Source organism: Kocuria atrinae C3-8 (genome assembly GCF_000286355.1).
Lineage (GTDB): Bacteria > Actinomycetota > Actinomycetes > Actinomycetales > Micrococcaceae > Kocuria > Kocuria atrinae_A.
This window is the reverse complement of record NZ_AJXN01000082.1, coordinates 18,934-32,278: the sequence shown is the minus strand read 5'-3', so window position 1 is coordinate 32,278 and position 13,345 is coordinate 18,934. Positions and strand designations below refer to the sequence as shown.

Annotated in this window: 8 protein-coding genes and 3 pseudogenes; 4 read left to right on the top strand and 7 right to left on the bottom strand. The window is 58.8% G+C overall.

All coding sequences use genetic code 11. The annotated features are described in order from the left end of the window. Positions 1–140: 140 nt before the first annotated feature. Positions 141–863 carry a hypothetical protein gene (locus tag YO9_RS17770; RefSeq protein WP_223286342.1) on the bottom strand — a complete coding sequence of 241 codons (723 nt, stop codon included), beginning with the start codon at positions 861–863 and terminating at the stop codon, positions 141–143. A gap of 275 nt (positions 864–1,138) precedes the next feature. Here YO9_RS17770 and rfbA point away from each other — a divergent pair, with 275 nt between their 5' ends. Further along, the gene (rfbA, locus tag YO9_RS0109330) at positions 1,139–2,017 is read left to right on the top strand and encodes a glucose-1-phosphate thymidylyltransferase RfbA (protein ID WP_016997233.1); all 879 of its coding nucleotides are present in this window, start codon (positions 1,139–1,141) and stop codon (positions 2,015–2,017) included. Beyond that, positions 2,014–2,643, top strand: a complete 630-nt coding sequence (locus YO9_RS0109325) for a YveK family protein (RefSeq protein WP_016997232.1) — start codon at positions 2,014–2,016, stop codon at positions 2,641–2,643. Before rfbA ends, YO9_RS0109325 begins: the two co-directional genes overlap by 4 nt. Positions 2,644–2,647: 4 nt before the next feature. Here the strand turns inward: YO9_RS0109325 and YO9_RS0109320 are convergent, their stop codons facing one another. The 6 genes and pseudogenes from YO9_RS0109320 to YO9_RS0109290 form a co-directional block, all read right to left on the bottom strand. Continuing rightward, positions 2,648–4,114 (bottom strand): O-antigen ligase family protein, encoded by a 1,467-nt coding sequence (locus YO9_RS0109320; protein ID WP_223286341.1) that lies wholly within the window; start codon positions 4,112–4,114, stop codon positions 2,648–2,650. Positions 4,115–4,120: 6 nt separating this feature from the next. Continuing rightward, a complete protein-coding gene (locus YO9_RS0109315) occupies positions 4,121–5,062 on the bottom strand; it encodes a glycosyltransferase family 2 protein (RefSeq protein WP_223286340.1) in 942 nt (313 codons plus the stop codon). A gap of 3 nt (positions 5,063–5,065) precedes the next feature. Beyond that, complete coding sequence (locus YO9_RS0109310) at positions 5,066–6,145, bottom strand: glycosyltransferase family 4 protein (RefSeq protein WP_016997229.1); 1,080 nt, start codon at positions 6,143–6,145, stop codon at positions 5,066–5,068. Then, positions 6,142–7,581, bottom strand: a pseudogene (locus YO9_RS0109305) (lipopolysaccharide biosynthesis protein); the annotation flags it as partial. The gene YO9_RS0109310 and the pseudogene YO9_RS0109305, both read right to left, overlap by 4 nt. Before the next feature lie 243 nt (positions 7,582–7,824). Then, on the bottom strand, positions 7,825–8,916 hold the full coding sequence (locus YO9_RS0109295; protein ID WP_223286339.1) for a right-handed parallel beta-helix repeat-containing protein: 1,092 nt from the start codon (positions 8,914–8,916) through the stop codon (positions 7,825–7,827). A gap of 243 nt (positions 8,917–9,159) precedes the next feature. Continuing rightward, positions 9,160–9,923, bottom strand: a pseudogene (locus tag YO9_RS0109290) (IclR family transcriptional regulator). A gap of 200 nt (positions 9,924–10,123) precedes the next feature. Here YO9_RS0109290 and YO9_RS0109285 point away from each other — a divergent pair. Next, positions 10,124–11,515, top strand: coding sequence for an NAD-dependent malic enzyme (locus tag YO9_RS0109285; protein ID WP_016997225.1), 1,392 nt, complete (start codon positions 10,124–10,126; stop codon positions 11,513–11,515). A 138-nt stretch (positions 11,516–11,653) separates the two neighbouring features. Continuing rightward, a pseudogene (aceB, locus tag YO9_RS0109280) lies at positions 11,654–13,260 on the top strand (malate synthase A). Positions 13,261–13,345: the final 85 nt, after the last annotated feature.

Sequence of the window (13,345 nt, the reverse complement as noted above, 5' to 3'; positions counted from 1 at the left end):
CACGACAGCAGCCTCCGCGGAAGGAGAATTCATGGCAGTCAACCACCCTAATGCCAGGGCAAAGGTGAGAATAAAGACTAAACCCTGATATGCGCTGCGGGCCCTCGAGGTCTCACTTGATGAAAAATTTCGCGTAAACATTAGCGGACCTCGAATTGAAGTAGTTCTTGATCGGGTGTGTATCCGAAAATAATCTTCGTAATTTCATCTGGAGAACCGGCGAAGACAAATGAAAGGTTGCGATTCTCGCCCGGCTTGAGCGGGGAGCCGAAGTCGCCTTCACGGCGACCATCACGTTCCACTGCAGGTTCGCCCTCGTCACCCTTTTCAGCTTGGGCAAAGGCTTGCTCCACAGACACCTCCTCATTGGTGTCATTGCGAAGTTGGATCTCGACTGCTGAGGAGGGTCCAGCAACTTCGCCGGGGATCGAGTCATCCAGTTCTACTGACTTGAGGTCGCCAACACCAACGGTGAGTTCTCCGGACCTGACATCTTTGGACGCCTCCACAGGCTCCGCCAAAGGCGGGGGAGTTCGTCCGTCCCCATTTGACGCGTGAACGGTAGGTCCCCCACTGGCCTCACTGCCCTGCGCACTTGTTGATCCCTCGGCATTGTCCGCATCAGCGGTAGCCGTAGTTTTTGACTCGCCCGGTGAAGAAGTTGGTGATTGATCAGCCTGAGTTTCCTGCTGCTCTGTGGCAGTGGACGCCTCCGGCGCACCAGCACCTGAGGACTCATTCCCTGTTTCAGGGGATGCGCTACATGACACCAACAGCAGACCACAGGCAAAAGTGGAGACCGCGAATTTGGCGACACGCCAATGGCGACCTACATTCGTCCCCTCTTGAATGGACAAACTCATTTGATTACTCCCCCAGTATTTAAGTGACTGGTGGAGATAAAGAGATGCCCCATGCATCCCCTGGCCCAGATTGGCTAGTAGGCCCGCTCTCCCCTGTCACTCCGAGATTAACGACGAATTAATCCCGGCCCCTATCTTGGATCACAGCTATCGGGTGGTTCTTTGCTGCCCAGCAACCCCTCGAACGCCCCGTAGATGTGTCCACAAGATATCAGAAACAAGACCGAAAGGAAGCCCTACGCGCTTCCAGACGGCTTTACTGCAACAATGGAGGCATGAGGGGAATCATTCTTGCCGGCGGCACGGGCAGTCGCCTACATCCGATCACCATGGGCATCAGCAAGCAGCTGGTCCCCGTGTACGACAAACCGATGATCTATTACCCCCTGTCAACGATGCTTTTGGCGGGTATAAAGGACATCTTGATCATCACTACACCGCAGGACTCTGAACAGTTCCAACGGTTGCTTGGTGATGGAACTCGATTCGGAATCAACATCTCGTACACAGTTCAACCCACACCGGATGGATTGGCCCAAGCATTCACACTTGGCGCTCAACATATTGGCGACGAATCCGTCTGTTTGATCCTGGGGGACAACATCTTCTACGGTCCTGGACTGGGCACAAAGCTGAGGCGCTTCGAGGATATTCAAGGCGCAGCTGTCTTCGGGTATCGCGTCGCGGATCCCACGGCATACGGCGTGGTGGAGTTCGATGAAACGGGCAAGGCAATCTCCTTGGAAGAGAAGCCCTCCCACCCCAAGAGTCCATTTGCTATCCCTGGGCTCTACTTCTACGACCAGCATGTGGTTGACTACGCGCGTCAGCTGAAGCCATCAGCACGTGGAGAACTCGAGATCACTGACTTGAACCGTATTTACTTGGAACAAGGTCAGCTGCAGGTCGAAGTCCTTGATCGAGGAACTGCGTGGCTCGACACGGGTACGTTCGACTCACTCGCCGACGCGACCAACTTCATTCGCACAGTGCAAGCCCGCCAAGGGCTGTCCATCGGCTGTCCAGAAGAAGTTGCGTGGCGCGTGGGTCTGCTCACTGATGAGGAGCTGCGGTCACGTGCGGAGCCACTTGTGAAGAGTGGTTACGGACAATATCTCCTCGATTTACTGGACCACAGTGGGGAAGACCGATGACACTCATTGACCTGCTGACAGCTCTGCGGAACCGCTGGAAAATCGCGGTGGCCATTTTTCTTGCCGTCATGGCAGCAACGGTGGGGCTGACCCTTCTTCAGCAACCTAGTTACCAAGCAAGCTCCCGAGTTCTCATCGCTCCTGCCCCGAGCAATGACGCAGACACGTTGAACCGACGCCTCCAATATCTCCAGGGGAGCCTGGGCACTTACAGTGAGCTAGTTTCGTCTGAAGTGGTTGCTACACGTGTCGCGGACAATCTGGACAGCGAATCCCTGACTCCCGACCAAATCAAGAAGCAGATTAGTGGAAAGCACGAAGTCGAGGTCAACCTCGTTCAGATAGACGCCGAGGGATCATCGCCCGCGCAGGCTGCAAAGTTAGCTAATACCACCGCAGATGTCCTTGGCCAAGTCATCGAACGACCCGAGCCAACCGATGAGGGGTCGGAGGTACCGGTGTCAGTTATTACCGTCGACAACGCGAAAGAACCTACGAGTCCTGTCTCTCCCCGCTGGCCCGTCAATCTCCTGGTGGGCGGCGTACTGGCTCTCGTCATCTCGATTTCAGCTGCGGTTTTGCTGCACTTCCAACAGCTTTCGCGGACTCGACGCAGTGGTCACTAGATAACTAGTCGACTTCCCACTTATCTTTCTTCAAGGAGTCGTGGCGGCTTGTTGGGCCCCAACCACGATCTGCGTCTTGTATGGCCGCGGGCGTGAGTCGGCGGCTCCACGTATTCGCGCCGCCAATCTCTGTACGAGGGTTCAGGCCCCATGCAAGGGCCAAGGCCATAAGCACTGTTGTAGCTGGCCAAGTAGAGAGGTCGAAGAGAAAAAACTGCGAGGCAATGATGACCACGGCGGGTAGGTCCCTCAGGTCCGCTCTAAGAATTGCCACCAGCATCAATCCGACCAACAGGAGTATCGCCACGATTCCGCCGTGGGCTAATGCTGTGACGATCTGATTATCGATGACGGTGAAGGTCGAAGACTGAAGAAGACCTTCATCAAATAATCTCGCCGTCGAATCCAGACCGTTACCGAGCAAGACTTGCATGAACGGTTGCTCGAAGATCAACTTGCCAAACGCATCCCAGGACTCCAGGCGGTGGCTGACAGACCCGGATGTCGTCAAACGCCCAACAACCTGCTGCATGTAGCTCGATTCGAAAATGAACGGAGACGCCACAAGCACCCCGCTGGTCACTAATAAATAGCGCGGAGTGGAACTCTCCGAGACGACGATCAGCAGCATGAGGACCAAACCCATGGCGGCCGCAGATCTGGTGCCCGAGAGCACAACTCCGGCTAATAGCAGCATTCCCAGTGGGCCTCGGAGGGCTAATGGCAGCCAACCGAATCGACTCGCCAAAAAGCCCATGGCCACGAGAAGCACTAGCGAGAGGATTAGAGGGTGCCCAAAGGTGCCCTCCACTCTCTGTAGTGTCGGTAGAAGGGGACTCGTCATGTCCAAGCCACGGTAATTATTGTTCGTCCGCCAAGGCGCTTCCGGCCCCAATTCGGACTCAATGATTGCTACAACAGCTTGGAAACTTGCGAAGATAATGAAGAAATTGACGACTCGAGTTCTGACCGACATGTGCATTTGGCCAGCTGCAACAAATACTGCAGCCAGAGGCAGTAGCACCGTGGCGCTCCTGACGAGAACTTGCACTAACTCTGCGTTGATCGCAGTGGTACAGAACCAAACAGTGCACAGGGCTACAACGCCGAACGTTCCGACTGGTAGAGCCACCTGCCTGAATCTGGTCATCGAGAAGGTGAGAATTCCGACGGCCAGGGCAAAGATCAGTACATCAGGAGCGGTGAGCCCAAGGAGATTAACCGGTATGAGCCCAACTAGACACAAGAGAACCGTAGCGGACATAACTTGCCTGGTTCCTGCATCAGCTTGGCTCGCCCATAACCACCCGGCGATTAGAAAAGCGATCACCGCCCACATCGGGATGAGCAATCCGTGAGGCAGAAAAAGACTCAAAACCGAGATGAGAATCAGAGCTGCATCCCAACGGCTCGAAACGCCACCCGGCCGCGCACGTGTGTGCCGGAACATTCGAGAGCTGGTTGCAGTCATTACCCTTTACCTTCGGTATTCGCTGTAGTGCTGGCCTAATGCTCCCAGAAGAAGACCCGCCCCGCGACACGCGGTGCGAAGCCCTTTAGCCTGGTGGGTCATGTCCCTGGTCAACAGTCCCAGTAAGGCACGAGTCGAGCCACCCACAAGTCGAATTAGCCCACGGCCGACCAGCCGTGCACGCAATCCGATGTGGGCTCCAGAACCAGCCATGTACAAGGAAACACGGCTCCAACCGTTACCGGATCGGTAGGCCCTTTGAAGTACCCATTTGGCATGAGTTCGCTTGGCAGGCACACGATCGATGACTTCTGCCTCGTCGTTCCAGACCATTCGACCCCCAGCGACGTGCAACTGTCGCGTAAACAGTGTGTCTGAACCACCAGTGACACCAAAGTGATTGTCGAATCTCAAACCGATTGAATTGACCCAGTTCACGTCAAGGAGAAGATTATTGGTGGCCGCTACCGACACATCAGTCCCTGTGGGGAGTCTACGTCGGTCAAAAAAACGACCCGCCTTGACCCAGTCCGTCAAGGGAATTTCATAGTCGGACACAACCGACCCAACAACGGCCTGTGCCCCCGTGTCACGCAGAGTGGTCATGAGAAGTCGTAGCCAATTCGGAAAGGGCGTTTCATCGTCGTCGATGAAGACCAGATACCTCGCCCCTCCCGCTTCTTCCAACGCCTTGTTCCGCGCAGCCGCGATTCCAGGAGTGGGTTCATGAACATATCGGACCAAGTCAGACCCGCCACTGGCCTGCGCTACATCCTCACGAGCTCCACCGTCAGGGTCATTGTCAACCACGAGAACTGACGCCGACGGCGTGATCGACACAGCTTGCTCGATCAATAAGGGGATGATTCGGGCTATGTCATCCGGCCGTTTGAACGTCAAGACGGCGATGACCACTTCAGAATTGCCACGGCTTTCAATATTGTCCACGTTTTATTTCCCCTTGTAGTCACAAACGATCTGTTCGCACAGCTGTCCCCACTGTGGTGCCAGGATTTCCGGCGTAAAGTTCTTGCTCGCGTGTTCGTAGGCGGCAGCACCCAGGGATTCGCGCAGTTCCGGGTCAACCAGGTCTCGCAGTGCTGCGGCGAGCTCGGGGGCAGATCCGGCTTTCACATGAAGTGCTGAGTTCCCCGTCGCCCAGGTGATGGTCGGCAAATCTGAAGCAACAATCGCGCGGCCGGCGGCCATTGCATCAAGAAGCTTGGCGGGTAACTGCGCGCGGGACCATGAATAGTCCTCGCTGGGCACCGCAATGATGTCTGCACCTGAAACAAGTCTCTTGCCTTCAGCGATTCCCGTGGTGCCTAACCAGGTCTCCCAGGCGTGAACTTCTTCGGGGGGATCGTCGGTGATCTCAAGTGTGACCCCAAGATCCGCCACTTCTGAGACAGCCGCACGAAGAACGTCTATACCTTTGTGGCCTCGAACCGATCCGACAAATCGGACGACCGGAGAAGTCCCGGTGGACTCCCTTCGCTCAGGCACTATTTCTCTGACGTGCGGAATGATACTGCCACCGTAGATTCCCTGCAGTACGGGATTCGAGACTGTGATTCCATGTGCCCGAGTCACTTTCTTGGCCAACCCTCTGAGTTGCCGATACTCAGGTTTGGCGATCCATCGGGCTGTTCGTTCCCACCGAGGCTTCCATGTCGTTCTGACTTCGATATCTGGGTCGTCGATGTCGAGGAGGATTGGCACCTTCGCGCGTTCGCTCACTTCTAGGGCGACACCGTAGGAGGTCAAGAGCGGTTTCACCGCCACGATCAAGTCCGCCTGGGATGCAACGCGAACCAGGTCGTCCAGAACTAGGTCTCGCAGTTTGTCGTTGTCCGGGATATGGCAATATTCGGCCATGTCACTATCGGCGAGCGGAGCCCAGATCCGGCGGCCCTTTACACCGTAGATTTCTGCCTGCCATCCGAGGTTCCGTGCCAACATCCAAAGGCACCATGTGCGCCCCAGCGAGTTATTCTCGAAATTGGGGGTAATCATCATGATTCGCGTCATGAGGTAGCTCCCTTATTCTTCCTTCGTGAAAGTCGGGCTTTCAGACCGAGGACCTCCGCAACATCCAGGATTGACCGTCGTGTCGAGGATCGATGAACCAGCGCACTAACCGCCCCCCACATCAGAGCAAAGGTCAGTGAGCCAAGCACAAGGAGTGGAATCCCGGACAACCCCGACCAACGCAGCACGAGATAGGCAAGGACTCCCCAACCACTGGCATGTAGCGCGGGCACCAAGGTGAGGAGCTGACTTCTTATTTGAACTCCCGTGAGTTTTCGTTGCACGAGAAGCATCACAGGTACGAGGGCCATGCCGGCAACTAGATAGCCGACCGCGACACCCATCACGCCGCCAAGGAGTCCGATACAAATACCTGTTACTTGCACTGCGGTGGCGAGAATCTCAATCCGGAGGTTCAATTTCGCGCGACCCAAACCGCGCATCAGTGCCGGTGTTATGTAAAAAATCGTCTCTCGCGCGCCTGCAATGGCGAGGATCGATATGAGCGGGGCTGCAGCCATCCAAGCGTCGCCCAGGATCAGACGGACCGCTTCCGGAGCGGCTACGGCGGCAAGCGCCATGGCCGGTATGGTGACGAAGGCCAACAGTCTTGTGGAGGCCATCAGAAGCTCGCGTACTTCCAGCAGGTTGCCCTGTGCGCGTGAGAAGCGCGGGAACATCACCCGGTTTACCGTTTGCCCGATGAATTGAACCGGGATGACCAGGACTCGATAGGCCATGGCGTAGATGGCCAGCGCATCCAGCCCCAGGAATCGACCCACCAGAATGTTGTCCAAGTTCCGAGAACAGTACGCCAACGTATTGGCCGCGAAGATCCTTGCTCCGAAAGCGACCAAATCTTTGAAAGCCTCGGTCGACCAGCCGGGTATGCCGCTCCTAATTGCTAGCTGCAGCCCCACAACGGTGATGAGGTCGGTAAGCAATACCTGCCATAGCACTGCGTCATAACGGGCGCCTGCGAGTGCAGCAATAATTCCGGCGCTGACACCTACTACTGCCGCTATGGACTCCGTTATCGCTAACGGCTTGAACCTGAGGTTGCGCACGATCAAGCACGCGGGGTAACGGCCAAGCCCTTGAGAATCATCGCAATTCCCAAAATTGCGTATATGTGTTGTAAGGCCGAAGATCCGAAGAACTGTGCAATCCAACCTGAAGATGCCCAGACGGCCCCGCCCAGTATCAGCGCGCTGACCACGTTGATGGTCGTAGTGGTCTTGATGTGATCTTTTCTGAGCTCCGGCCGTTGGATGAGAGCGGAGGACAACCCAAGATCCAAGATCAACGGTGTCAGGACAACTAAAATCATGGCTGCCGAAATCACGCCGAAATCTTCCGGTCCCAAGATCCGCGCAATAACCAGAGCGCCCACGATTTGCGCCACTTGGCGAACACCCATGGAAAAAGTGTTCCAACGAACGGCTACGGCCGTTCTACCGCGCGGTGCCGTTGCGGACTCCTCCATAGAAAATTCCCCCCAAATGCCCAGAGTCGACTCTCCCCAGGTCGACACTCTCTCCTTCCTAAACTACGTCAAGTCAGTGCCGGGCAAGACAACATTCACAAGTGTCATGCGGGCCCTTTTAAGGGGACACTGGGCCCGCATGACATGTTTGATTACTGCCCGCTCGAGCAGGGATCGTCGGGAACGACCCGTCTTAGCTCAGCTTGATCCGCCAAATGGTCACGGGCTTTCCAGCGCCATTCACGTTGCGGCTGATGTGATCAGGACCGGTGGACGTGCGAATCCCGGTGACTGACATGTCCGGGGTGATCACGATTGAACGTGGTTGCTTCGAACCAGCCAAGAAGGTGGAGGGGTTCCCACCCAGGAATCGGTTGCCTTCAATGCGGCCCACGTTGGTTCCGTGGTGGTGACCCCTAATGACATTCACGGACTGCGCACCGTGTTTCATCCAGTTGTCTCGGATCTGACAATTGGTCACCGTCGAGAGAACCGGAGTGATACCAATGCACTGTCCGGGAACCGAATTACTACTAGCGAATTCATTCGGTCGTGGGCTTGCGTTGGCCTTGAGTCCGACCCCCACGGCAGGTGATGGGTTGGCAGACAAATAGTTACCCCGAATCACATCCCAGCTACCACCTTGGTGCTGGATGCAATCGTTATGGGTCCGTCGGTCACTTTGGTGGCTCACGGGCGTGAAGTACGTGAGGTTCTCGATGAGGTTCCCTTCAATGAGGCAAGACGTGGATTTGCGCTCATGAGGGTTCATGATCCCCACCCCATCCACTACTTCGTGGATGTAGCAGCGGTAGACCCGCATATGGTGGCCCTGCACTCCGGCGTAGTAGGCGCTCGGCCAGCGTGCATCGACGAACAACTCACAGAACTCGATACGCGCATCACGGACACTGCGGTGCGTGCAATCGATCAAACCACGCGATGAGTTGATCCCGCGCATACCGCGGACTTTGCAGTTTCGGACCGTGACTCGCGGAGCGCGAATCACAATGTCACCTTCGATGTCGAGGCCCTCAATGACTTGCCCCGGCTTATCCACGTAGATACGGCCTTTGTGCTTGCGCAGTGAAGTTGTACGGGGTCCCACGTTAGATCGAGTGGGCTTTGTGCTACCAAGAGTGAAGGCCGCTGCCGGTGCAGCAGATGCGGCGACGATACCGCCGCCCAGAACCGCAGCCGTGACTCCGAGTGCTGAACGGCGAGTAACCCGTTGCCTGAATAAAGGGGTGCGTTGCTCAGTGGTATTTCCGTAGTGTTCCGTCAATGGGTCTGTCCTTTGCTCTCGTGAACGCAGCCCAGCGGTCTCACTCGTTCTGGATCGAAATAAAAATGCACTCAGGGGGTGAAGACCGCGCACAAGACTACCCAACACGGGCTCAGGGGCGAATAACATGCAGTTCGATCCGTATGTGGGCTACTTCCGACCAGTGCTTTTACTTCACCCACCGAAAACGCCGCGGCCCCGAGAACCGGGGGCCGCGGCGTCGTCGTCAGCTAGTGCAGTGTGTCAGGAACCGGCCGGTGTGAACTGGCTCGAAAGTTCCTGAGCTGCCTTGCGCAGCAGCGGGACGGCGCGATCGCCGAAGTCCCAGTCCACGCGCGTGGTGGGCCCGGAGACCGAGATCGCGGTGGGCGTGGGGGCGTTGGGCAAGGCCATGGAGAAGCAGCGCACGCCGATCTCCTGCTCCTCGTCATCAATGGCGTAACCGCGTTCGCGAATCTTCTCGAGATCGGCCAACAGGTCGTCCACGGTGCCCAAGCTCTTGGGGGTGGGGGTGGTCATGCCCATCGAGTGCACGATGGACACCACTTGCTGCTCCGGGAGCGTGGCCAGGATGGCTTTACCCACGCCGGTGTTGTGCAGGGCGCGCGGCGGCCCACTTCGGTGAACATGCGCATCGAATGCTGGGACTGCGCCTGGCCCACGTACACGACCATGCGGCCGTCGAGCACGGCCATGTTGGCGGATTCGCCCAATTCTTGGACGAGTTGCTGGAGCACGGGCTGCGCGTAGGTTCCCAGCTGCAGGCTGGCGGTGTAGCCCAGGCGAATCAGGCCGGGGCCCAGTGCGTAGCTGCGGTTGGGGAGCTGTCGCACATAGCCCAGTGGCACCAGGGTGCGCAGCAAGCGATGAATGGTGGGCAGCGGGAGCTCGGCCTTGTTGGCCAGCTCGCTCAAGGAGGACTCACCCCCGGTGGCGGTGATGATGTTCAGCAGGTCGAACACTCGCTCGACGGACTGGACCCCTCCCCCACTTTTGCCTTCTGCCATGGTGAAACTCGCTTTCCGTGATCGATGGGAACCCGTTGGGTTGGGGGCCATCGGATGTCACCATGTGAAATAAGTCTCACACGGGTCTTGTCTTTCGCCCTAGACTACATCTACGATTCAAGAAGTGGAAACTTTTTTCCACAATGCGGATAACGAAGTGGAGCGAGGGTTCCGCTCAGTCTGAAAGGAACTTCACACAGATGTCTACTCCCAGCCCCGGTTACTCCATGGTCCTGCGAGTTGAAGCGCCCGCCACGTTCAACTCGACCAGTGAAATCACCACCGCGGCCTCTGCGGCCGGCGCCCAGGTGACCGCATTGGACATTGTCGAATCGCACCCCACCAGCGTGGTCATCGACATCAGCTGCAACGTTTCCAACGCAGAACACCGCGACGAGGTCCGGGACGCGCTCAACGCACTGGACGGCGTGACCGTCCACAAGATCTCCGACCGCACCTTCCTGATCCACCTGGGCGGCAAGATCGAGGTCACCCCGCGCGTCTCCCTGCGTAACCGTGACGACCTCTCCCGCGCTTACACCCCCGGCGTGGCTCGCGTGTGCACGGCCATTGCCGAGAACCCGGAGGACGCTCGTCGTCTGACCATCAAGCGCAACACCGTGGCCGTGGTGACCGATGGCACCGCCGTGCTCGGCCTGGGCGATATCGGCCCCGCCGCCGCTCTGCCCGTCATGGAGGGCAAGGCTGCCCTCTTCAAGGCCTTCGCCGACGTTGACGCCTGGCCCGTGTGCTTGGACACCAAGGACACCGAGGAGATCATCAGCATCGTCAAGGCCATGGCTCCGGTCTACGGCGGCGTGAACCTTGAGGACATCGCAGCCCCGCGCTGCTTCGAGATCGAAGCCCGCCTGCGTGAAGAGCTCGATATTCCCGTCTTCCACGATGACCAGCACGGCACCGCCATCGTGACCCTGGCCGCCCTCTACAACGCACTGCGCGTGGTGGACAAGAACATCGAGGACGTCAAGGTTGTCGTCTCCGGTGTGGGCGCTGCCGGTAACGCCATCATCCAGTTGCTGCTCGCCAACGGCGTGGCCAACGTGATCGCGTGCTCCCGCAACGGCGCCATCCACTCCGGTGAGACCTACACCGATCCCCACCGCACGTGGCTGGCCGAGAACACCAACAAGGACAGCTTCTCCGGCTCGCTCAAGGAAGCCGTGGCCGGTGCTGACGTCTTCATCGGCGTGTCCGCTCCCAACGTTCTGGATGGCAATGACATCGCCACCATGGCCGACGGCGCCATCGTGTTCGCCATGGCCAACCCCGACCCCGAGGTGCACCCGGCCGAAGCCGCCGAGCACGCCGCCGTGGTCGCGACCGGCCGAAGCGACTTCCCGAACCAGATCAACAACGTGCTCGCCTTCCCGGGCCTGTTCCGCGGTCTGCTGGACGCCGGAGCCTCGGACATCACGTCCGACATGCTCGTGGCCGCGGCCAAGGCCATTGCGGACTGCGTGGAACCGGACGAGCGCAACGCGAGCTTCATCGTCCCCAGCGTGTTCGACCCCAACGTGGCCCCGGCCGTGGCGGAAGCGGTCAAGAACACCGCGCTGGGCATCGAAGGCTAGTCACGCGAAAAACCTCAGGAGCGGCGTCGTCGTTCATTCATGACGACGACGCCGCCCACCCGCCGCTTCGAGCGCAACGCAGCGATACCGGCGAGACCAAGCACTACCAGCACTACACGTACTTTCCAGGAGGCAACCATGACCATTACCCACAACAGCCCGCAGAACGTGGCCGCGGCCGGCGAGATCCTCAGCGACGAGGCACTCGCGTTCGTCGAGGCGCTGCACGAGAAGTTCAACGACCGCCGCGAAGAGCTACTGGGCAAGCGCGAGACCGCTCGTGAGCAAGCAGCCTCTACCGGCACGCTGGACTTCCCCGAGGAGACCCGCGAGGTCCGCGAGGGTGACTGGCAGGTTGCCCCGGCTCCCAAGGCACTGCAGGACCGCCGCGTGGAAATGACCGGCCCCGCCTCCCCGGCCAAGATGGCCATCAACGCGCTCAACTCCGGCGCCAAGGTGTGGCTGGCCGACCTCGAGGACGCAGCGAGCCCCAGCTGGGCCAACCAGATCGACGCGATCGCCAACCTGCGCGACGCCGCCCGCGGCACCCTGGCCTTCACATCGCCCGAGGCAAGGAGTACAAGCTGCGCGAGGACGCGCCGCTCGCCGTGGTTGTGACCCGCCCGCGCGGCTGGCACCTTCCCGAGCACAACATCACCGTGAACGGCAAGGAAGGCTCCGGCTCCCTCACGGACTTCGGCCTGCACTTCTTCCACACCGCCAAGCAGCTCATCGAGAATGGCCAGGGCCCCTACTACTACCTGCCCAAGATGGAGTCCTACCTCGAGGCTCGCCTGTGGAACGACGTGTTCACCTTTGCCGAGGAGTACCTGGGCATCGAACACGGCACCATTCGGGCCACGGTGCTCATCGAGACCATCCCCGCCGCGTTCCAGATGGACGAGATCCTCTACGAACTGCGCGATCACGCCTCCGGTTTGAATGCCGGCCGCTGGGACTACCTGTTCTCGATCATCAAGTACTTCCGTGACGCCGGTGACAAGTTCATCCTGGCCGACCGCTCCTCGGTCACCATGACCGCACCGCTCATGCGCGCCTACACCGACCTTCTGGTGCAGACCTGCCACAAGCGCGGTGCCTTCGCGATGGGTGGCATGGCCGCTTTCATCCCGTCCCGCAAGGACGAAGAAGTCAACCGTGCGGCCTTCGAGAAGGTCCGCAACGACAAGACCCGCGAAGCCAACGACGGTTTCGACGGCTCCTGGGTCGCCCACCCGGACCTCGTGCCCGTGTGCAAGGAGATCTTCGACGGCGTACTGAACGACAAGCCCAATCAGTTGGACCGCCAGCGCCCGGAGGTCGAGGTGACCCCCGAGCAGCTGTTGGACGTTCCCTCCGCCGGCGATCAGCGCACCGAGGAAGAACTCAACGCCAATCTTTACGTGGCCATTCGCTACATTGCGGTCTGGTTGTCCGGCAACGGCGCCGTGGCCATTCACAACCTCATGGAGGACGCTGCCACTGCGGAAATCTCCCGCTCCCAGATCTGGCAGCAGATCAAGAACGGTGTGGTCTACACCGACACCGGAAACACTGCAACGCGCGAGCTGGTCTCCGCCGCTCTGGACGAGCAGCTGGAGGTCCTCAAGCAGGAAATCGACGCGAAGAACTACGAGAAGTGGTTCGTCCCGGCCGGAAAGCTCATCTCCGACATGGTCCTGAGCGACAACTACCCGGACTTCCTGACCCTGCCCGCGTATGACCTCATGGAAGGGGCCAAGTGACACAATCCATTCTCGGGGCGCGAGTCGCCTCCGCTGCTCCCGCCGACGTCGCTACCAACGACTCGGCGGGGGCCGTCCCGGCCGG

Coding starts and splice junctions, on each gene's coding strand:
- YO9_RS17770 (WP_223286342.1), bottom strand. CDS start 863: ATGAGTTTGTCCATTCAAGAGGGGACGAATGTAGGTCGCCATTGGCGT.
- rfbA (WP_016997233.1), top strand. CDS start 1,139: ATGAGGGGAATCATTCTTGCCGGCGGCACGGGCAGTCGCCTACATCCG.
- YO9_RS0109325 (WP_016997232.1), top strand. CDS start 2,014: ATGACACTCATTGACCTGCTGACAGCTCTGCGGAACCGCTGGAAAATC.
- YO9_RS0109320 (WP_223286341.1), bottom strand. CDS start 4,114: ATGACTGCAACCAGCTCTCGAATGTTCCGGCACACACGTGCGCGGCCG.
- YO9_RS0109310 (WP_016997229.1), bottom strand. CDS start 6,145: ATGACGCGAATCATGATGATTACCCCCAATTTCGAGAATAACTCGCTG.
- YO9_RS0109285 (WP_016997225.1), top strand. CDS start 10,124: ATGTCTACTCCCAGCCCCGGTTACTCCATGGTCCTGCGAGTTGAAGCG.